Origin of the sequence: Blastomonas sp. UPD001, from assembly GCF_003426715.1 — a bacterium.
Lineage (GTDB): Bacteria > Pseudomonadota > Alphaproteobacteria > Sphingomonadales > Sphingomonadaceae > Blastomonas.
On the sequence record NZ_QKVT01000001.1, the window covers coordinates 2,619,591 to 2,638,483 of the forward strand.

Here is an 18,893-nt window from a genome sequence, read left to right on the forward strand (position 1 = left end):
CCCCCGCTGCGCGGGCGGTTCCCCTCCCCTTGCAGGGGAGGACTTTACGGACGCGCTTGCCAAATCCTCCCCTGCAAGGGGAGGGGGACCACGAAGTGGTGGAGGGGTGTCCCCGGTAGGAAGACTGCCTGCCGTAGCGTCACCGCAGAACCCATCGAAACCCCTTCCCAAAGCCACTTTTCTTTTGCGCACAAAGCCGCTTAAGGTCCGGGCATGAAACCGACCGGACCCTCTTCACAGACCTATTTCTCGCAGCGGCTGCGGCTGCATTATGCCGATTGGGGCAATGCCGACGCCCCGCCGCTGATCCTCGTCCATGGCGGCGAGGACCATTGTCGCTCGTGGGACTGGGTGGCGAGCGAGCTGCAGGCCGACTGGCACGTGATCGCGCCGGACCTGCGCGGCCATGGCGATTCGCAATGGACCGCCGACGGCAATTATCCGATCATGAACTTCGTCTACGACCTGTCGCAGCTGGTCGAGCAGTTCGGCTATGACCAGGTGACCATCGTGTCGCACTCGCTGGGCGGCAATACGGCGCTGCGCTATGCGGGCCTGTATCCGGAAAAGGTGCGCAAGATCGTCGCGATCGAAGGGCTGGGGCCGTCTCCGAAGATGATCGAGGAGCGCAACGCCACCCCAGTGCACGAGCACTGGCGCAAATGGTATGCCGACAAGCGCGCCAAGGCGACGCGCAAGCACCGCGAATATGACAGCTTCGAGGAAGCGCTGTCGCGGATGCATGCGGAGAACAGCTATCTCACCGCCGAACAGGCGCGGCATCTGTGCGAACATGCGGTGATCCGCAACGAGAACGGCACCTATAGCTGGAAGTTCGACCCGCATATCCGCATCTGGCCGATCCTCGACATTCCGCCTGAGCACATGCACCAGCTTTGGCAGCGCATCACCTGCCCGACGCTGCTATGCTGGGGCGAGAAGAGCTGGGCCTCCGACCCCGAGGCCGATGGCCGGATGGAGCTGTTCGGCAATGCGCGCCTCGCCAAGTTCGCCGATGCCGGACACTGGCTGCACCACGACCAGTTCGACCGGTTCATGGCCGAGCTGAAGGGCTTCCTGTGATGCAGCAGGCGAGCGATTTCCTGGTCGAGTGCGACCGAATTCATGCGCTGGTCGCGCCGCTCGACGAGGCAACGCTCGCGGCGCCGACCGCGTTCAAGGGCTGGACGATCAGCGACGTCATCGGCCATCTGCACGTCTGGAACCAGGCCGCGCAGCTCTCGCTCAAGGACGAGGATGCGTTCAAGGCCTTCATGCGCCAGGTCGGCGGTATCATCGCCAAGGGCGGGGACCTGAACAGCTTCGAGCGCGCCTGGCTCGACGGGCTCACCGGCCAGGCGTTGGTTGCCCGATGGGCCGAGACCTATCGCGCGGTCGCCGCCGATTTCGCCGAGGCCGATCCGGCGCAGCGCGTGCCCTGGGCCGGGCCGAGCATGAGCGCGCGCTCCTCGATCACCGCGCGGCTGATGGAAAGCTGGGCGCATGCCCAGGCGATTTTCGATGTGCTGGGCGTGGATCGCGAGAACGGCGATGCGCTGAAGAATATCTGCGTGCTCGGCCTCAACACCTATGGCTGGACGTTCAAGAACCGCCGGATGGAGCCGCCGCAGCCGGTGCCGCAACTGCGTCTTACCGCGCCATCGGGCGAGCTGTGGGTCTTCGGCGAACCGGCGGATGGCGAGCTGATCGAGGGCGAGGCGGCCGAATTCTGCCAGGTGGTGACGCAGACCCGCAACATCGCCGACACGGCACTCAAGGTCACGGGGCCGAATGCCACCGCGTGGATGGCCATCGCGCAATGCTTCGCCGGCGCCCCGGTTGACCCACCCGCGCCGGGCGTGCGGCGGATGGCGACGGCTTGAGGTACGGCGGCTGCCAACTGAGGCCTCCGAGCTGATCCACCCCGTCACCCTGAACTTGTTTCAGGGCCCATTTCTCCCCATGCGGCTTCGGCTGATCGGGCACGATGGATGCTGAAACAAGTTCAGCATGACGGCCTTTATAGCCGCTGAGAGTAGTGCGAGGTACCGACATCGCTCATGCTGCGAGGTGAGCAGCAGATGGGCTCCGCGAGACCCGCGCCACCAGACTCCCCTCCCTGACCGGAACGGCAGCATCAGCTTCACGATCCCCTTTTCCAGCCGGTCCAATGACAGGCTTTCATGCACCGCCTCGGCACTCTCCCCGAACAGCCGCGTCTTGAGCGCGGTGCGCGAATAAAAGGGCGTGTCCTCCCAGGTGCGGCGGATCTCGACCGGCGCGCCCGCATCCGCTCTCGTGATGCGCGGCATGCGCCATAGCGTCTTGGGCAGCACGCGTTCGGGGGGCAGTTCGACCTCGCTGATCGTGCCGTCCTCGGCAAAGCGCAGGCCCATGGCGAAGCGGCTGGCGTCGCGGCGCTGGCCTTCATAGAGCACCACCGAATCGCGGCCGAGATGCGCGCGCGACCAGTGCCAGTCGGAGAAGCCGCGCTCCAGCGGCTCGATCCCGGCATTGCTGTCGATATAGCCCTCACCGCGCCAGCTCAAACCGGGGCTCTTCATGTCGACCTCGATCGCCGCGCGCGGGGCGATCGGGCGCCAGGCGTGGTGGCCCGCGATGTCGAGCGGCCATTGGGTCTGCGGCATCATGTGCGGATAGACGCGGATCGTGCCGCGCACCCGGCGCGGGATCGGCGCGGTGATTTCCATGAGGTCGATTCGCAGGCTGGTGCCATCCCAGTGCATCGCGCTGGGGCCGATGACGAGATGGTCGTGATCGCGCGAAAGATGCCGCGATCCGCGCTCGGTCATGCACCAGCCGCCGCCTGGGCCATAGAGCGCGACGTTCATCGCGATATGATTGTCCGGATCGCGGCGCCCCGACCAGTGATAATAAGGCGAGAAGACGCTGCCGATGAACGCGATGATGGTGAGGCCGTGCTTTCCGTCGTCGCTCAGCGCGTCGATATACCACCAGGCATAGCCGCCCGGCGGGGCTCAGTCGCCGGTCAGGATGCGGTCGACCAGCTGCTTCACCGTTGAGCGCGGCGGCGACGCTGACCCAGGCGATATAGGGCAGCAGCAGCCAGGCCGAGAGCTTGGAGAAGCGCCCGCAATAGACGATCAGCCCCGCGATCGAGAGCCAGAGCAGCGCGACCTCGACCAGCGCCCAGTCGGGCCGCTGCACGCGGAAGAACAGCAGGCTCCACAGCACGTTGAGAAAGCCGTTGAACGCGAACAGCCCGATGACATTGGTGCGCGCCTTGACGCTGGGCGCGGCGCGCCAGGCGGCGAGCGAGGCCATCGCGGCGAGCGCAAAGATCAGCGTCCAGGCGACGCCATAGAGCCAGCCGGGCGGCGCCCAGTCGGGCTGGGCGAGACCCTGGTACCAGGGGCCGAGATCGGTGATCGTCGCGCCGCCCGCGGCGACGACCAGAGCCGCCATCGCCGCCAGGATGACCGGCAGCAAGCCTTCACGATGCATTCCAGCCTCCCAGCTGCGGCCTCTCGGCCCTTACGTCCCAGGCGTCGGTTCAGGCCCGAGACAGGCCGAGCAGATGCCCCATGTCCTTCACGAAGATCTTCGCGTGCGCCACCGGTTTGCGGCGCACCAGCTCCTTGTGCATGTAACTCTGCCAGGTGAGATACTGCACGTCCGGGTCGGCGCACATCTTGACGAAGCGCTCGCGGCGCTTGTCCGACGAATACCAGAAATATTGCATGATCCCCAGGATCCAGAACACCTTGCCGTGCTTGGCCATGAAGGCCTTGCGCGCCTGCTTGAGCGCGGACGGCTTGCCGGTGCCAAGGAACTGCCAGACCGCATCCGCCGCCAGCCGCCCGCAGGCCATGGCATAATAGATGCCCTCGCCCGACGCCGGGGCGACGACGCCTGCCGCATCGCCCGCGACCACGATGTCGCGGCCATTGTCCCAGCGTTTCAAGGGCTTGAGCGGAATCGGCGCGCCTTCGGTGCGGATCGTCTCGCACCCCTCGAGCCCGACCTGCTTGCGCATCAGCGCGGTGGTCTCGCGCAGGGCAAAGCCCTTGTGCGCGCTGCCAAGGCCGATGCTCGCGGTCTTGCCGTGCGGGAAGATCCAGGCATAGAAATCGGGCGAGAGATGGCCCTGATAATAGACGTCGCAGCGGTCGGGATCGAAATCCGCCGCGGCGGCCACCGCCGGTTCGGGCGCCTTGATGATCTCGTGATAGGCAAAGACGCATTTGACGTCCCTGGCACCCGGAATGTTCTGTTTCGCCACCGCCGATCGCGCGCCGTCTGCGCCGATGACCGATCGCACGCGCAACCGGCGATTAGGCCCGCCGCGTTCCTGCCGATACACCAGCACCGCCATGCCGTCCGAATCGCGGTCGATCTTTTCATAGCTGCCGGTGATCCGCGTCGCGCCATTGTGGCGCGCGCGCTCGCGCAGCCATTCGTCGAACACGTCGCGGTCGACCATGCCGACAAAACCCTTGCCCTCGGGGCCGTCGCCCACCGGCATGTCGACCTCGCGGCCCGAGGGTGCGATCATCCGCGCCGCGCGCGCCTTGGCGACGAGCAAGGATTCGGGAATCTCGAAATCCTTGAGCAGCCGCGGCGGGATCGCACCGCCGCACGGCTTGATCCGCCCGCCGGCCTGCGCCCGGCAAAGGCGCTGCCGCCGATCCCGGCGACGATCATCCCCGCCATCACTCCGCCATGCTGCAGGCCTGCCAATTTGGTCGATTCGCCCGGGGTCATGCCGAAGACGAGGCCCGCATAAGGCTCGAGGATCAGGTCCTGCATCGCATAGGCGAGCATCGAGACGAAGACGAAGATGGTGAAGCGCCGCGCGGTGGCATCGCCCATGATCTCGCGCAAGGCTTCGCCGAACGAGGCCGAGGGCGCATCGTCATGCGGGTGCGCGGGCGCGACCAGGCGGTGCTCGATCCCCGAGATCGCGACCCAGGCGAGCAGGAACGCACAGAGCGCCACGCCGCCCGACACTGTGGCGAGGCGTTGCTCGCTGAACGGATCGATCAGGCTGCCTGCGGTTGCCGCTGCCATCACGATGCCCGCGACCATCATGATCCAGGTGATCGCGGCGGCTGCCGCGCGCCTTTCGGGGACCACGCCCGACGCGAGCATCGCGAGCAGCGAGGTGCCCGCCGCGCCCACGCCTGCGCCGATCATGCTGAAGGCGAGGATCGCGAGCAGGGTGCCGGGGATCGCTGCGACAGGCAGCAGGATCGTCGCGTTGACCGCGACGATGCCGCCCAGCGCGAGTATCCCCATGCCGCCGATGATCCAGGGCGTGCGCTTGCGCCCCTTGTCCGATCCGTGCCCCCATAAGGGCCGCGACATTTGCACCGCATAATGCCAGGCGACGAGGCCGGCAGGCAGCGCGGCAGGCAGCGCATATTCGACCACCATCACCCGGTTGAGCAGCGAGGTCGCGAGCATCACGATCGCGCCGATGCTGGCCTGGACCAACCCCATGCGCATGATGTCGGTCCAGCCGAGACCAATTTTCGCACCGGCGCTCATATCCAGCCCCCCAGGCCCAGAGCGGCGGCGAGCATGCCGAGCACATAGGACGAGACGCCGGTGGCATTGTACCAGGGCGCGTATTTGTTGGGATCGGTGAGCAGGCGGCGCATGAACACGATCTGCATCGCGAGCAACAGCGTCACCGCGATGGCCGAAATCGCCAGCCCCCATTGGAACAGCAGCGCGATCACGATCAGCTGCGGCACGGCCATCACCGCGCAGGCGAGCCGCGCGGCATTCGCGACGCCGAGCGTCACCGGCAACGAGCGCACGCCCATCGCGCTGTCGCCCTCGACCGCCTTGAAATCGTTCAAGGTCATGATGCCATGCGCGCCGAGGCTGTAGAGCAGGATGACGACCAGCACGCGCGCGTCAGGCAGGCCTCCAGTCATCACGCTCGCCCCGGTGAACCAACTCAGGCCTTCGTAGCTGAGGCCCACGACGGCAGGGCCGACCCAGCCGCTCATCTTGAAACGGAACGGCGGCGCGCTGTATCCCCAGGCGCAGAGCAGCCCGACGATCGTCGCGACGAACACCCAGAAGCCGAGCGCGAGACCGAGCAGCAGCGACAGGCCTGACCCGATCAGCGCGACATACAGGCCCCAGCGCCCCGCGATGCGGCCGGAAGGGATCGGTCGTTCGGGCTGGTTGATCGCATCGACATGCCGGTCGAACCAGTCGTTCACCGCCTGGCTGGTGCCGCAGACCATCGGCCCTGCCAGCAGCACGCCGCCGAACAGGAACCACCAGCGCCCGTCGAGCCCTGCACCCGACGACATCACCCCGCAGAAGAACGCCCACATCGGCGGAAACCAGGTCACCGGCTTCAATAATTCCAGCACGTCGCGCGGATGCGGAATCGGCGCGGACGGCGAAATGTTGGCGGAGCGATCCATGGCGCAAAGGCTATGCCTGACGCCGTAGAGTGTCAATCAGAATGGACAGCTGCCGATGCGGTCTGGGAATGCGCATCCGGCAGCCGCCCAGGGCGGCTCGCCGATTGTCACAAAAGCATTTTGCGATATTCACAAAAACGACATAAAAGCTTCATATTGGCGCAGCCGAACCGTCGCGGCAGGGCGCGGCACTGCGACAGGCGCCTGAACATGACATTGGCTCGTACGGCATTTTTCCGAAAGCGCATACTCGCGGTCGCGCTGGCCGGCGTCGCATCCCCGGCTCTGGCACAAGGCGCGCCGGCGCTTTCCGCGGCACAGCCCGACTATCTCGGCATCATCGCCGATCTTCAGCGCCAGATCGACGAGCTCAAGGCGACGGTCAGCGAACTGCAGGCGGAAAGGCAGGCTGCGGCCGCTGCGCCTGTCGCTGCGCCCCCCGTCATGGCTCAGGCGGCACCGTCACCGCCCCCCGCCGCACCCGTGGCCACGGCCTCTCCCGCCACGCAGGTCGCCGATGCCAGCCCCAAAAAGGGCAAGGCCTGGTATGAAAAGCTGCAGCTGCGCGGCTATACCCAGCTTCGCCTCAACACCATCGTCTCGGGCGATGCCGATGCGCCGGCGGGCGTGTCGCGGCTGCGCACTATCGGCGACGGCGATGTGCGATCGGGCAACAATTTCAGCTTCCGCCGCGTCCGCCTGGTGCTGCAGGGCGATGTCAGCGACTATCTCTCGCTCTACCTGCAGGCGGACATGGCGTCGGCGGTGTCGAACCAGTCTGTGGGCGAGCGGCGCGAGGGCTTTGCCCAGCTGCGCGATGCCTATGCCGATGTGTTTCCCACGAAGGACAAGAGCTTCCGCATCCGGCTCGGCCAATCGAAAATCCCCTATGGCTGGGAGAACATGCAGTCCTCGTCGAACCGGCTCGCGCTCGACCGCAGCGACGGCATCAACAGCGGTGCCCCGAGCGAGCGCGATATCGGGATCGTCGCCTATTACACGCCCGATCATGTCCAGGACATCTGGGACCGGCTGGGCAAGGACGGGCAGAAGCTGTTCGGCAATTACGGCGCCTTCGGCCTCGGCGCGTTCAACGGCCAGGGCACCAACCGCACCGAGACCAACGAGAATGTGATGATCGTCGGTCTTGCCACCTGGCCGTTCGAGCTCGATGCGCTGGGGCTCGAGGGGCAGGTGCTCGAACTGGGCGGGTCCTTCTATCGCAACCGCATCAATCCCGAGATCCGCACCGGCGGGGTCAGCCCGATCGACTACAAGGACAACCGCATCGGCGTGCATGCGATCCTGTACCCGCAGCCATTCGGCCTGCAGGCGGAATGGAACTGGGGCAGGGGGCCCGAATTCAACCCCGTTACCGGCCGTATCGAGGAACGCCCGCTCAACGGCGGCTATGTCCAGGCAATGGCGCGGGTGCGGCGCTCGCCGCTGGGGCCCTTCTATCCCTTTGCGCGCTGGCAATATTATCGCGGCGGCTTCAAGGCCGCGACCAACGCGCCGCGGCTGGAGACCGAGGAGCTCGAATTCGGCCTCGAATTCCTGCCCACCCCCGCGCTCGAACTGACAGTGACTTATGGCTTCGCCTCGCGCAAGGAGGCTGACGAACGCCGCTTCGGCCAGGCCGAGGGCGAGCTGCTGCGCATCCAGGCGCAATGGAATTATTGACCATTCCTGCACGCCTTCCAGTATAGACAGCGCGTTTTCGGAGAGACGGGATGGCGCTGCACCGATTTGCGATGCTGATGGCTCTTGCGCCGCTGTTGCTGTTTTCCTCGGCCGATCGCGCCGCCACCGCGCCACCGGTGCGGATCGAGGCGGAGGCGCTGGCCGGGGGCGAGGATGTCACCGTGGCAGGCGAGGTCGCTGCCGCACCGCAGGCGGCCGTGCAGCGCGACGATCGCGAATATCCGTTCTACATGCCGATGCAGGGCCTGCGCAAACCGGCGGTGACGTTGCGCATCCGCTGCGATGCCTCGCGCGCGGCGGGGCGCGAGGTCTATGCCGGCCCATCGGCGGAGCAGCTCTACGGCCGGGTCGAGGGCGGCTTCGAGTTCATCTACGAAGCGCAGGACATCGCAGGACGTCCGTGCGTCTATCCCTTCTCGCCCTGGATGCCGCAGATCGTCGGGCACCTGGACCGCACGCAATATGTGTTCCGCTCCTCGGTGCCCGGCGTGCCCGTCACCTTCCGCACCAACGACGCCTGGGCGGGCATCAACCTCAGGCTGTTCGATGTCGGGCCGCAGCGCATTCATTTCGAGATGCGCGACATCGCGCTCGACCTGCCGGGCGCGGGCGAATCCAAGGGCGCGGTGCATCTCGAGGTGCTCGGAGTGACCCGGCCCGGCCTGATCACCGCGGTGATCCGGCGCGCCAATCTCTTCGGCGGCAAGAACGCGATCTTCGTGCCCGGCGGCGAGACGATGGTGCTAATCGAGGACAGCATCATCCGCGGCAATGTCGGCGACAATGTCGATCAGGAGCACGGCACCTATATCAACGGCACCCTGGCCACGCATGTCCGCAACAGCACCTGGTACGGGCAGAAGGGCTGGATCGATGTCGCCAGCGGGCACCAGCTCAAGGACAAGGCTTATTTACGCGTCTACGAGAATGTGACCGTCGCCAACCTGCCGGGCGCGACGGTGCCCTCGGCGATGCCGCTGGTCGATATCTCGGCCTTCGGCTTCACCTGGTCGAACAACCTGCAACTGAAGCGCGTCGCGCCGGCGCAGGACGTGCGCGATGCGCTGGTCGATCTGCGGACCGAGATCGTCTATGGCACGCCCGATCATTATCCCTGGAACATCATGGTCGATCCCGGCTGGCGGATGCCGCCGAATCCGCTTGGCGCACTCGACCAGGTCTATCTCTCGGTCTTCCAGAACACGCTGGTCGACAGCTATCGCACCGAACCCTTCGTGTTCCGCGCCTGGCGCCAGGGGCTGGGGGTGGAACCGGGCACGCCCACGGTGATCGGCAACGAGGCGACCACCAGGGCGCAACAACGCATCGTTTCGCTGGCGTTCAACACCAAGGGCACGTTCCGCAAGCCTTTTGGGCCCGAGGGCTGGACCTATGCCGATCCGGTGCTGCCGCCCGAGATGCAATGGGTGCGCGACCGCGACGCCTTTATCCGCCACGCGCTGAGCTTGATTGGGCGATAGTCACATTTTGCGATTGATTCTCATGAGCTGATTGCCTAGGCGCTTTTGCGAATGATTATCGCAAAGGGGGCGGGCATGAGTTTCCGCATCGGCACGTCAGCGCTGGCATTGGCCGTCGGGCTGATTGGCGCAGCGCCGGTCATGGCACAATCGACCGCGCAGGATCAGGTATCGGCAAGCGAAGTCGATTCTGGCGATGGCGAGGGGGAGCAGATCATCGTTACCGGTCGCGCGCAGAAGCTCTACCGCGTGGAGCAGACGAGCGCGGGCAAGCTTCCCACCGAGCCGCTGCTGTCCAGCCAGAATATCGCGGTCATCACGCAGGAACTGATCCAGGACCAGGGGGCGCGCGATGCGCAGGATATCTATCGCAACATCTCGGGCGTCAGCTTTTTCAGCTATGCAGGCGTAACGGCGCGCGGCTTCCGGCAGGAGGAGATCTTCTTCGACGGCCTGCGCGGCGACCCATATGCCGGCTTTGCCGTGCCGCAGCTGTTCAACCTCGAACGCGTCGAGTTCCTCAAGGGACCGGCGGGCATGCTCTACGGACCCGGAGCACCGGGCGGGCTGTTCAACTATGTCACCAAGAAACCCGATGCCAGCGCCTTCAAGGCCGAGCTTCGCGGCATCGTCGGCAATGCCGATCGTTATGGCGGCTCGGGCGAGGTCAACGCGCCGCTCGGCAGCGGCTTTACCGCGCGCGGCGGGCTGTTCTACGAAGATCGCGGGCTGTTCCGCTTCAACGCCTCGTCGCGCACGCTGATCGCCGATGGCGGCCTCGCCTTCGATCCCGGTCCGGTCAAAATCATCCTGCAGGCGACGCAATATGATCAGGAGCTCGATGCCAATCGACTCCGCGGCGTGCCGACCGATAATGCGGGCAATTTCCTCGCCAGCCGCCGCTGGAACCACAATGAGCCGAGCGACTTTCTCAACCTGAATTCCACCGTGTTCCAGGGCCGGATCGAGGCCGAACCGCTCGCAGGGCTGAAGATCGACGCCACGCTGCGCTACAATGATGCGACCGAGGTCCAGCAATATCACGAGCCGCGCGGCCTGTTCGATTCGAACCGCGACGGCATCGTCGATGCGACCACCCGCGAATTCCGCGATCAGCGCCGCGACGAGGAATCCTGGTCGATGGGGGCCAATGCCGTTTACGGATTTGCCATCAGCCAGACGGTGTCGAACCGCGTGCTGCTGGGCTTCGACCATTATACCGGCAAAGAGGTGTTTGCAGGCCGCTCGCTCCGCGGGCGTACGGCACCGGCGACCGGGCTTCCCGGACCGCTCAGCCTGCTCAACCCCGTTTATGGCCAGTCCAACCCCGCGACGTACAATCTGGGGCCGTTTTCCGTCACCAGCACCGACAGTCGGCGGACCGGCTTCTACGTTCTCGACGAACTGACGGTCGGACCGCTGATTCTGGTCGGCGGAATCCGGCGCGACAGTTTCCGCGACAATGCCAACGGCATCGTGTTCGAGGACGAGAAGACGACCTATCGCGCCGGCGCAGTCTATCGCATCACCGACGAGATCTCGCTGTTCGGCCAATATGCCACCAGCTTCGAGCCGCAGGACCCGAGCGCGCAGAACCCGCTCGCCGGTGGCCCCTTTGCTCCGACGGCAGGTGACATCATCGAGGGCGGCATCAAGACCGCGTTGATGGGTGGGCGAATCCAGTCATCGCTTTCGGCCTATCGGATCCGCCGGGAAAACCTGTTGCAGGCCGATTCGCGCGGCGACTTCGGCAATGACGGCGTCGATGATTTCACGACCTTTGGCGAGGTCACCTCCAAGGGCATCGAGTTCGATCTGGCGGCGGACATCACGCCCAACTGGGTGCTGACCGTCGCTTATGCCTATAATAACACCAGGGTCACCGGCGACAATGGCGGCGGCGGCATCACCAACCGCGTCGGGAATCGCTTTGCCAACGCGCCGCAGCATCAGCTGGGCTTCTGGACCCGCTACCAGATACCGTCGCTCGGCCTCGCGGCGGCGTTTGGCGGCGATTATGTCGCCGAGCAGCTCAGCCTGAGCGGCCAGCGGGTGCAGCCGTACATGATCTTCGATGCCTCGCTGATCTATGAAACCGGGCCGATCCGCGCGATGCTGCGCGTCGACAATCTGTTCGACAAGACCTATGCCGTGTCGGGCTTTATCGACCGCACCGGCCATTTCCCGGGCGAACCGCGCTCGGTCTTCCTGGAAATCGGCTACAGGTTCTGATGGAGCTGGCGCGCCAGTCTGTGCCGACGGCCGGCGGTCGATCGCAGCCCAGGGCGGGGCGCGCGCGGCTCTGGTGGACGGTGCACCAATGGGTGGGCCTCAAGCTCAGCCTGTTTCTCACCTTCATCCTGTTCACCGGGACGCTGGCGGTGGTCAGCGCCGAAATCGACTGGCTGCTCCAACCGAGCCTGAGAGTTTCCCCGGTAGCGGCCGACACCCAGATCAACTGGACCGCCATTGTACGCAACGCCGCGCGCTATCCCGGCGTGGCCAGGGTGCAGGGGATGGAGGCGCCCACCGCGTCCGCCTTTGCGGTGAAGGTCACCGTCTCGGATAGCGCGGACAAGCTGTTCTATCTGCATGCACATCCGGTCTCGGGCGAAATCCAGGGGCAGGCCCCCTGGGCGGGAGCGCAGCGCATATTGCGCAACCTGCACCGGCATCTCAACCTTCCGACCAGGATCGGCGTGCCGATTGTCGGGTTCCTGGGTTTCCTGCTGTTCGTCAGTCTGGTGACATCGCTGGTCGTGTACAAGAAATGGTGGCGCGGCTTCACCAAGCCGCTGCGCTCGCGCGATGCGCGGACTTGGTGGGGGGATTTCCACCGGCTTCTGGGCGTGTGGTCCCTGTGGTTCATCGCGCTCATTGCGATCACCGGCATCTGGTATTTCGCCGAGAGCCTGGGGCTGGACGCGCCGCCGCTGCCGCGGGTCAAAACGGAGCGCGTGGCACAGCCCGAAGAGGTACCGGATCTGGGCCGGGCCTTCGCCGCCGCTCGCGCCGCCTATCCAGGGCTCAAGGTGCAGCATGTGCTGCTTGCGGGGGAGGACAGCCCGTATCTGCAGCTGCATGGGGATTACAAGGCGATGCTGGTCCGTCCCCGGTCCAACGCCATATGGGTGGACCCGGCGACAACCGAGGTGCTGCTGGTCACCGACGGGCGCGATCTGAATGTCCATCAGCGCATCAGCGAAATGGCAGACCCGCTGCATTTCGGTTCGTTCGGGGGCTATTGGACCAAGGTCCCCTGGTTCCTGTTCGGCCTCGCGCTGACCGGCCTGTCGCTCTCCGGCGCTGCCATCTATTCGCTCCGCATCGCGCGCGAGCGCGGCGGCAAACCGGCATTGGTGCAGGCCTTTTTCGGGATGTGGCGCGACAATCCGCGCTGGCGCTGGATATCCGCCAGCCTGATCGCCATCGGCTTCGCGCTGATGCCGGTGCTGATCTTACAGCTCGATTGACGGGCCGAACCGAAGTCCGCGCGCGGTCTAGCTCAGCTCGTCCTTGCGGCCGATCAGGTTGCCGAGGCCATGGCGGAGGAGCTTCGAATAGAGGCTCTGGCGGCTGAGGCCCAGGATTTCGGCGGCAGAGGCACGGTTGTCCGAGGTATAGGCGAGCGCCGCCTCGATGCACATGCGTTCGATCAGATCGGTCGATTCGCGCACGATCTCGCGCAGCGGCATGCGTCCGACCAGCTCGGTCAGCTGATCGACCGAGCGCGGCACGTCGCGATCGGGCGAGGGCATGTCGCGCAGACGCCGGCTGACGGTGCGGATGGCAAAGCCGTAATGCCCGCCCTGCGCATCGGTCTTCACGCCCGACACCTCGATCGCTTCCTCGATCGCGTCATCGGCATGAACGATCGTGGTGGCGTTGCGCACCTGGCCATGGTCATCCAGCTGCTTGCGCATCAGGTCGACATCGATGCCGGGGCGACCGATGAAGCGACCGAGCGGCTGGCCGGTGATCGCTTCCTTCGAGCTGCCATGGACCAGATCGACAAAGGCCGAATTGGCGGTGATGATCTGCATCCGGGAATCGGTGAGCACGAACGCGTCGGGCATCCGCTCGATCAGCTCGGCCATCGGGCGGCGGCCGCTGCCATCGTCGGTTGCCGCCCCGTCGCGCGACAGGCGGATCATGAACTGGCGGCCATTGTCCTGGCGGAACGGCATCGCGGTGAGCGTCATCGGCGGTTCGCCCTCGCCCATGCTCACGTCCATCTCGCAATGCTCGCCGGTCGCCGTGGCGCCGCCCAGCGCGGCGATCAGGTCGTCGCGCGAGATGCCGCCGATGACATTGGCGAGATCGCGATTGTCGAGACTGCCCGGCTTGGCGGCGAACAGCCGGTAGCTTGCGGGATTGGCAGCGGCGATGCGGCGCGTGTTCGCGTCGATGATCAGCACGGGATCGGCGATCATGTCGAACAGCAGACGGAAGCGCGCCTCGGTCTGGCGCAGCTTCAGATAATCGCGCTCAAGCGACTGCTGGGTCTGCAACAGGCGCTGCTGCAGGCTGGCCCAGGCGCGGACATCGCGGCCGATCGCCATGCGCGGCTTGCCTTCGCCCAGATCGACCAGCCGGTAATGGATCGGCAGGTTGCCCTCGGGCCCCGGATGGTTGACCTGGCGCCAGCGCCCCGGTGTTTCGGAAGCCGGGCTGGACAGCATCTCGTTGATCTTGGGACGGCTGTCGAGCGCGACCGTGTCCTCCCAGCGACGGCCTATCCAGCCGCTGAGGTCGGGCATGTCATCGGCACTCACGGAAACATCGCTGATGACGCCATTTTCATCCAGCGCCAGAGCGATATCGCCTGCGGCGAGCACCAGAGCGAGTGCTGCGCCGAATTCCAGAGTGCCGACAACGCCTTTGAGGTCGCGAAAAGGCATAATAGCTGCTAAAGGCTCGTCCTTGTTCATGCCGCGCCGGGTGCGGTCTTCAAAGCGAAAGCGCGGCGCGCTCTACCCCGGCAGAAACCAGTTCGTCGGCCAATGCAAGCGCGGAAGCGGCATCGGCTGCGGTCCCGTCCGCACCCAGCTTGCGCGCAAGTTCAGGGTCATAGCCAAGGGCCGGACCGCCGATCATGATTGCCAGTTTGGGATTGCAGGACACGCTTCTCATCGCCGTGAGCATCTTGGGAACATCGGCGATATAAAAGTCGGTGGTTACTGTCAATCCGACGACATCGAAGGACGACGAGCCGAGTGCGAGAAGAATTTCCGACTGTTCGGGCTCGATCAAGGTCTCCACGTCCCAGCCGGCGCGCTGGAAGCATTCGCCGATCATCAGTGTGCCCAGGCTGTGCTGGTCGCGTGGCATGGTGGTGAACAAGGCGCGGTGCGTCTTGAGCGCCCAGCCATCGGGCGGGGGTGACCAGACCGCAATGGTGCGCAGCAGCAACTGCAGCCGCCACAGGCCCATGGTGACGTCGACGAAATCGCACTCGTCGCGGTTCCACTTTTCGCCCAGCTCGCGCGCGGTGGGCGCGATCAGCTGGATGAACAGCGTTTCGGGTGCCACCTCGCGGTCGAGATGGCCGATGATGATGTCCGCCAGCGCGTTGACCTCATGGGCCAGCACTTGATTGGCAAATTCGCGGATCGCCGCCTCGTCGAACAGAGGCGCCATGGATGCAAAGCCTCTGTTGCCGGCACCTTGGCGCTGGTTGTCGTTGGACTGGGTGCCCGAAGTGTCTCGAAAACCTTCACCGCCCGGCTGCGCATGCATGGCGGGAGTCACCATGTGCGCCGGAGGATCGATGGGAAACTGCGTCATGCGAGGATCGTCCTGATGCACCCTTAGCAGCCGGGGGATGATCTCGTCTTCCACAAGCCGACCGACATCGTCAATGGAAGACTGGCGCGCAAAGCGGGTCTGGCCCGTCTGCTCCCCGTCCCAGGGCGACGTCTTCTTGCGCAACCGCGCATTACGAAACAGCCCTGTCGTCGATCTGATCAAATCGATGCCAAAAACTGAGGCCATTCAGACTCTCCAAGGTCTTGTCGGTGCGGTCGGCACCGGCCTCATGGCGGGAAACTTTCTATGTGCTCATCCTCGCCAGGCCGTGATCCTACGCTTGTCCAGAACGCCTGACAACCCAAGATTTGTCAAGAAAACTATACGTCAATTTATCTTGACACTTTTGCCGGGCGGGGCGTAGGTTTCCCTTCTTGAAACGGGAGGCGCTTTCACCCTCATGCCGCTGAAAAATCAGCCTGGAACTGCGGAAAACCGCAAGCTTGAGGGCGATCCGGCGGATCGTTCAGGTGCCGCTGCGGCACCTGCTCTCTACACCCCCGAAGAACGCGAGCGGCGCGATTCGAGCGTCTGGACGCTGGTCCAGGGTGTGCTCGCTCCGGTCCAGTTTCTGGTCTTCCTGGTGAGCCTAGCGTTGGTCGTGCGCTATTTCGGGACAGGCGAGGGCGCCTTTGCCGCCGATGCCTCGATCGTGGTCAAGACGCTGACGCTCTACACTATCATGATCACCGGCTCGATCTGGGAGAAGGTGGTGTTCGGCAAATGGCTGTTCGCCCCGGCCTTCTTCTGGGAAGACGTGTTCTCGATGCTCGTGCTGGCGCTGCACACCGCCTATCTGGTGATGCTGCTGGCCGGATGGGGCACGACCGGCCAGCGCATGACCGTCGCGCTGGCGGGCTATGCCGCCTATGTCGTGAATGCCGGCCAGTTCCTGTGGAAGCTGCGGATGGCGCGTTTGCAGGGCGCGACCATGTCCGAGTCGTCGCCTCGACTGGCGGTGGCGCAATGATCGCCGCCGCACCCCCCGTTCTCGATCAGGGCTGCGGATCCGCACCCGTTCTGCGCGAACGCGGCCAGCGCGAGGTGTTCTGCGGGCTGACCGGAATCGTCTGGCTGCACCGCAAGATGCCCGATGCGTTCTTCCTTGTCGTCGGATCGCGCACCTGCGCGCATCTGCTGCAGTCGGCCGCCGGCGTGATGATCTTTGCCGAGCCGCGCTTTGCCACCGCGATCATCGAGGAGCGCGATCTGGCGGGCCTTGCAGACGCGAACGAGGAGCTCGATCGCGTGGTGCGCCGCCTGCTCGCACGGCGTCCGGAAATCCGCACATTGTTCCTCGTCGGCAGCTGTCCGTCCGAGGTGATCAAGCTCGATCTCTCGCGCGCGGCGCAGCGGCTCGCCGGGGCGTTTCTGCCCGACGTACGCATCGTCAATTATTCGGGCAGCGGCATCGAGACCACCTTCACCCAGGTCGGCGCGCTGCCCGATATCGTCGAGGACCAGCTGCTGCGGCTGGTGCGCGATCTCGGCATATCGAACGTCGCCTGCCTGCCCGCGCGCCAGTCACGCGACCTGCCGCCGGTGGGTCCCAACACCCGGTTCCTGCTCGCCCAGCCGTTCCTCGGCGATACCGCGCAGGCGCTGGAAGATCGCGGCGCGGTGCATCTGTCCGCGCCCTTCCCCTTTGGCGCGGAGGGCACCACCGACTGGCTGCACGCCGCCGCGCGCGCGTTCGGCATCGACGAGATGCACTTCCGCGCCACCGTCGCGCCCGGCCGCGAGCGGGCCAAGCGCGCGCTCGAGCACAGCCGCGCACAGCTCGAGGGCAAGCGCATTTTCTTCCTGCCCGACTCGCAGCTCGAACTTCCGCTCGCGCGCTTCCTGCATCGCGAGCTCGGCATGATGCCGGTCGAGGTCGGTACGCCCTATCTGCACCGCGCGCATATGGCTGCGGAGCTGGCCCAGCTGCCGGCGACCACCGTGATCAGCGAAGGCCAGGATGTCGATCGCCAGCTCGACCGGGTGCGCGCGTCCAAGCCCGACATCACCGTGTGCGGCCTGGGCCTGGCCAATCCGCTCGAGGCCGAAGGCTTCACCACCAAATGGGCGATCGAGCTGGTCTTCTCGCCGATCCACGGTTTCGACCAGGCCGGCGATCTTGCCGAGTTGTTCGCGCGGCCGATCCGCCGCCGCGACGTGTTGAGGGTCTAGGGCGATGCAGCTGTCGGTCTGGACCTATGAAGGGCCCCCTCATATCGGGGCAATGCGGGTAGCGACCGGCATGACCGATGTGCACTATCTGCTCCATGCGCCGCAGGGCGATACCTATGCCGATCTTCTGTTCACGATGATCGAGCGGCGCGGCAAGCGCCCGCCGGTCACCTATACCACCTTTCAGGCGCGCGATCTGGGCAAGGACACGGCCGAGCTGTTCCAGTCGGCCGCGCGCGATGCGGTGGCGCGGTTCAGGCCCGCCGCCATGCTGGTCGGGGCCTCGTGCACCGCCGAACTGATCCAGGACGATCCTGCCGGAATGGCGCAGGCGATGCGCCTTGATATACCCGTCATTCCACTGGAGCTGCCCAGCTATTCCCGCAAGGAGAACTGGGGCGCTTCAGAGACTTTCTACCAGATAGTCAGAGCTCTCGCGGTCGGGGATTCCTCCCGCCCCGCACCGTGCCAGGCAGGTTCTCCGCGTCCCAAAGCGAACCTGCTTGGGCCGAGCGCACTGGGTTTTCGCCACCGCGACGATATCGTCGAAGTGTCGAAGATACTCGGCGCGCTCGGCGTAGAGATCAACGTCACCGCGCCGCTGGGGGCGAGCGCGGCAGACATCGCCCGCTTGGGGGAGGCCGATTTCAACGTCGTCCTCTACCCCGAAATTGCCGACACGGCCGCCCGCTGGCTGGAGCGCAACTTCCGCCAGCCGTTCACGAAGACCATTCCGATCGGTCATGGCGCGACGATCGATTTCATCCATGAGGTGGCGAGGCTCGCCGGGGTCGATACCGCGCCTGCGCTCGACATGGCCGAGGCGCGGATGCCGTGGTGGAGCCGCTCGGTCGATTCGACCTACCTTACCGGCAAGCGCGTCTTCATCTTCGGCGATGCGACGCACGCCATCGCCGCTGCGCGCGTCGCCCGCGACGAGCTGGGCTTCGTGGTCTGCGGCCTGGGCTGCTACAATCGTGAATTCGCGCGCGACCTGCGCGCCGCCGCTGCCGAGCATGGCGTCGAGCCGCTGATCACCGACGATCATCTCGAGGTCGAGGAAGCGATCGCGGCGGCGCATCCCGAACTGGTGCTGGGCACGCAGATGGAACGGCACATCGCCAAGCGACTGTCGATCCCCTGCGCGGTCATCTCCGCGCCGGTGCACGTCCAGGATTTCCCCGCGCGGCACAGCCCGCAAATGGGTTTCGAGGGCGCGAACGTGCTGTTCGACAGCTGGGTGCATCCGCTGGTCATGGGGCTCGAAGAGCATCTGCTGACGATGTTCCGCGACGAT

15 protein-coding genes and 1 pseudogene are annotated in these 18,893 nt (G+C 65.5%); 9 read left to right on the forward strand and 7 right to left on the reverse strand.

The window, feature by feature from the left end:
- Positions 1-213: 213 nt before the first annotated feature.
- Positions 214-1,083 carry an alpha/beta fold hydrolase gene (locus tag DM995_RS13320; RefSeq protein ID WP_116969737.1) on the forward strand — a complete coding sequence of 290 codons (870 nt, stop codon included), beginning with the start codon at positions 214-216 and terminating at the stop codon, positions 1,081-1,083.
- The gene (locus DM995_RS13325; protein ID WP_116969738.1) at positions 1,083-1,883 is read left to right on the forward strand and encodes a TIGR03084 family metal-binding protein; all 801 of its coding nucleotides are present in this window, start codon (positions 1,083-1,085) and stop codon (positions 1,881-1,883) included. Before DM995_RS13320 ends, DM995_RS13325 begins: the two co-directional genes overlap by 1 nt.
- Positions 1,884-1,943: 60 nt before the next feature.
- Here the strand turns inward: DM995_RS13325 and DM995_RS13330 are convergent, their stop codons facing one another.
- The 5 genes and pseudogenes from DM995_RS13330 to chlG form a co-directional block, all read right to left on the reverse strand.
- Positions 1,944-2,969, reverse strand: a complete 1,026-nt coding sequence (locus DM995_RS13330; RefSeq protein ID WP_502696612.1) for a carotenoid 1,2-hydratase family protein — start codon at positions 2,967-2,969, stop codon at positions 1,944-1,946.
- 127 nt (positions 2,970-3,096) lie between these two features.
- Positions 3,097-3,486, reverse strand: a pseudogene (locus tag DM995_RS13335) (TspO/MBR family protein); the annotation flags it as partial.
- 49 nt (positions 3,487-3,535) lie between these two features.
- On the reverse strand, positions 3,536-4,630 hold the full coding sequence (locus DM995_RS13340; RefSeq protein ID WP_353653375.1) for a geranylgeranyl diphosphate reductase: 1,095 nt from the start codon (positions 4,628-4,630) through the stop codon (positions 3,536-3,538).
- The gene (locus DM995_RS13345) at positions 4,534-5,532 is read right to left on the reverse strand and encodes a BCD family MFS transporter (RefSeq protein ID WP_353653364.1); all 999 of its coding nucleotides are present in this window, start codon (positions 5,530-5,532) and stop codon (positions 4,534-4,536) included. Before DM995_RS13345 ends, DM995_RS13340 begins: the two co-directional genes overlap by 97 nt.
- Complete coding sequence (chlG, locus tag DM995_RS13350; protein WP_116969739.1) at positions 5,529-6,431, reverse strand: chlorophyll synthase ChlG; 903 nt, start codon at positions 6,429-6,431, stop codon at positions 5,529-5,531. The genes DM995_RS13345 and chlG overlap by 4 nt, the downstream gene beginning before the upstream one ends.
- A 210-nt stretch (positions 6,432-6,641) precedes the next feature.
- On the opposite strand from chlG, the gene DM995_RS13355 reads away from it, so the two are divergent.
- The 4 genes from DM995_RS13355 to DM995_RS13370 all read left to right on the forward strand — a co-directional run bounded on the left by DM995_RS13355 (position 6,642) and on the right by DM995_RS13370 (position 13,089).
- The gene (locus DM995_RS13355; protein WP_116970465.1) at positions 6,642-8,114 is read left to right on the forward strand and encodes a porin; all 1,473 of its coding nucleotides are present in this window, start codon (positions 6,642-6,644) and stop codon (positions 8,112-8,114) included.
- 50 nt (positions 8,115-8,164) lie between these two features.
- The gene (locus DM995_RS13360) at positions 8,165-9,616 is read left to right on the forward strand and encodes a hypothetical protein (protein ID WP_116969740.1); all 1,452 of its coding nucleotides are present in this window, start codon (positions 8,165-8,167) and stop codon (positions 9,614-9,616) included.
- Between the two features lie 75 nt (positions 9,617-9,691).
- Positions 9,692-11,848, forward strand: coding sequence for a TonB-dependent siderophore receptor (locus tag DM995_RS13365; RefSeq protein WP_198669363.1), 2,157 nt, complete (start codon positions 9,692-9,694; stop codon positions 11,846-11,848).
- Positions 11,848-13,089 (forward strand): PepSY-associated TM helix domain-containing protein, encoded by a 1,242-nt coding sequence (locus tag DM995_RS13370; RefSeq protein ID WP_116969741.1) that lies wholly within the window; start codon positions 11,848-11,850, stop codon positions 13,087-13,089. Before DM995_RS13365 ends, DM995_RS13370 begins: the two co-directional genes overlap by 1 nt.
- A gap of 27 nt (positions 13,090-13,116) precedes the next feature.
- Here DM995_RS13370 and ppsR read toward each other — a convergent pair whose 3' ends face one another.
- Both ppsR and DM995_RS13380 read right to left on the reverse strand, forming a co-directional pair.
- Positions 13,117-14,517, reverse strand: coding sequence for a transcriptional regulator PpsR (gene ppsR / locus DM995_RS13375; protein ID WP_157973208.1), 1,401 nt, complete (start codon positions 14,515-14,517; stop codon positions 13,117-13,119).
- A 49-nt stretch (positions 14,518-14,566) separates the two neighbouring features.
- Positions 14,567-15,403, reverse strand: a complete 837-nt coding sequence (locus DM995_RS13380) for a cobalamin B12-binding domain-containing protein (protein ID WP_198669364.1) — start codon at positions 15,401-15,403, stop codon at positions 14,567-14,569.
- 421 nt (positions 15,404-15,824) lie between these two features.
- Here DM995_RS13380 and bchF point away from each other — a divergent pair, with 421 nt between their 5' ends.
- The 3 genes from bchF to bchB form a co-directional block, all read left to right on the forward strand.
- Positions 15,825-16,394 carry a 2-vinyl bacteriochlorophyllide hydratase gene (gene bchF, locus DM995_RS13385; protein ID WP_116969743.1) on the forward strand — a complete coding sequence of 190 codons (570 nt, stop codon included), beginning with the start codon at positions 15,825-15,827 and terminating at the stop codon, positions 16,392-16,394.
- Positions 16,391-17,596 (forward strand): ferredoxin:protochlorophyllide reductase (ATP-dependent) subunit N, encoded by a 1,206-nt coding sequence (locus tag DM995_RS13390; protein WP_116969744.1) that lies wholly within the window; start codon positions 16,391-16,393, stop codon positions 17,594-17,596. Before bchF ends, DM995_RS13390 begins: the two co-directional genes overlap by 4 nt.
- A 4-nt stretch (positions 17,597-17,600) precedes the next feature.
- Positions 17,601-18,893, forward strand: a 1,293-nt coding sequence (gene bchB / locus DM995_RS13395; protein WP_232824385.1) for a ferredoxin:protochlorophyllide reductase (ATP-dependent) subunit B, incomplete at its 3' end; no start/stop codon positions are given.

Coding starts and splice junctions, on each gene's coding strand:
- DM995_RS13345 (WP_353653364.1), bottom strand. CDS start 5,532: ATGAGCGCCGGTGCGAAAATTGGTCTCGGCTGGACCGACATCATGCGC.
- DM995_RS13380 (WP_198669364.1), bottom strand. CDS start 15,403: ATGACGCAGTTTCCCATCGATCCTCCGGCGCACATGGTGACTCCCGCC.
- DM995_RS13365 (WP_198669363.1), top strand. CDS start 9,692: ATGAGTTTCCGCATCGGCACGTCAGCGCTGGCATTGGCCGTCGGGCTG.
- DM995_RS13370 (WP_116969741.1), top strand. CDS start 11,848: ATGGAGCTGGCGCGCCAGTCTGTGCCGACGGCCGGCGGTCGATCGCAG.
- bchF (WP_116969743.1), top strand. CDS start 15,825: ATGCCGCTGAAAAATCAGCCTGGAACTGCGGAAAACCGCAAGCTTGAG.
- DM995_RS13320 (WP_116969737.1), top strand. CDS start 214: ATGAAACCGACCGGACCCTCTTCACAGACCTATTTCTCGCAGCGGCTG.
- DM995_RS13325 (WP_116969738.1), top strand. CDS start 1,083: ATGCAGCAGGCGAGCGATTTCCTGGTCGAGTGCGACCGAATTCATGCG.
- ppsR (WP_157973208.1), bottom strand. CDS start 14,517: ATGCCTTTTCGCGACCTCAAAGGCGTTGTCGGCACTCTGGAATTCGGC.
- DM995_RS13390 (WP_116969744.1), top strand. CDS start 16,391: ATGATCGCCGCCGCACCCCCCGTTCTCGATCAGGGCTGCGGATCCGCA.
- chlG (WP_116969739.1), bottom strand. CDS start 6,431: ATGGATCGCTCCGCCAACATTTCGCCGTCCGCGCCGATTCCGCATCCG.
- DM995_RS13355 (WP_116970465.1), top strand. CDS start 6,642: ATGACATTGGCTCGTACGGCATTTTTCCGAAAGCGCATACTCGCGGTC.
- DM995_RS13360 (WP_116969740.1), top strand. CDS start 8,165: ATGGCGCTGCACCGATTTGCGATGCTGATGGCTCTTGCGCCGCTGTTG.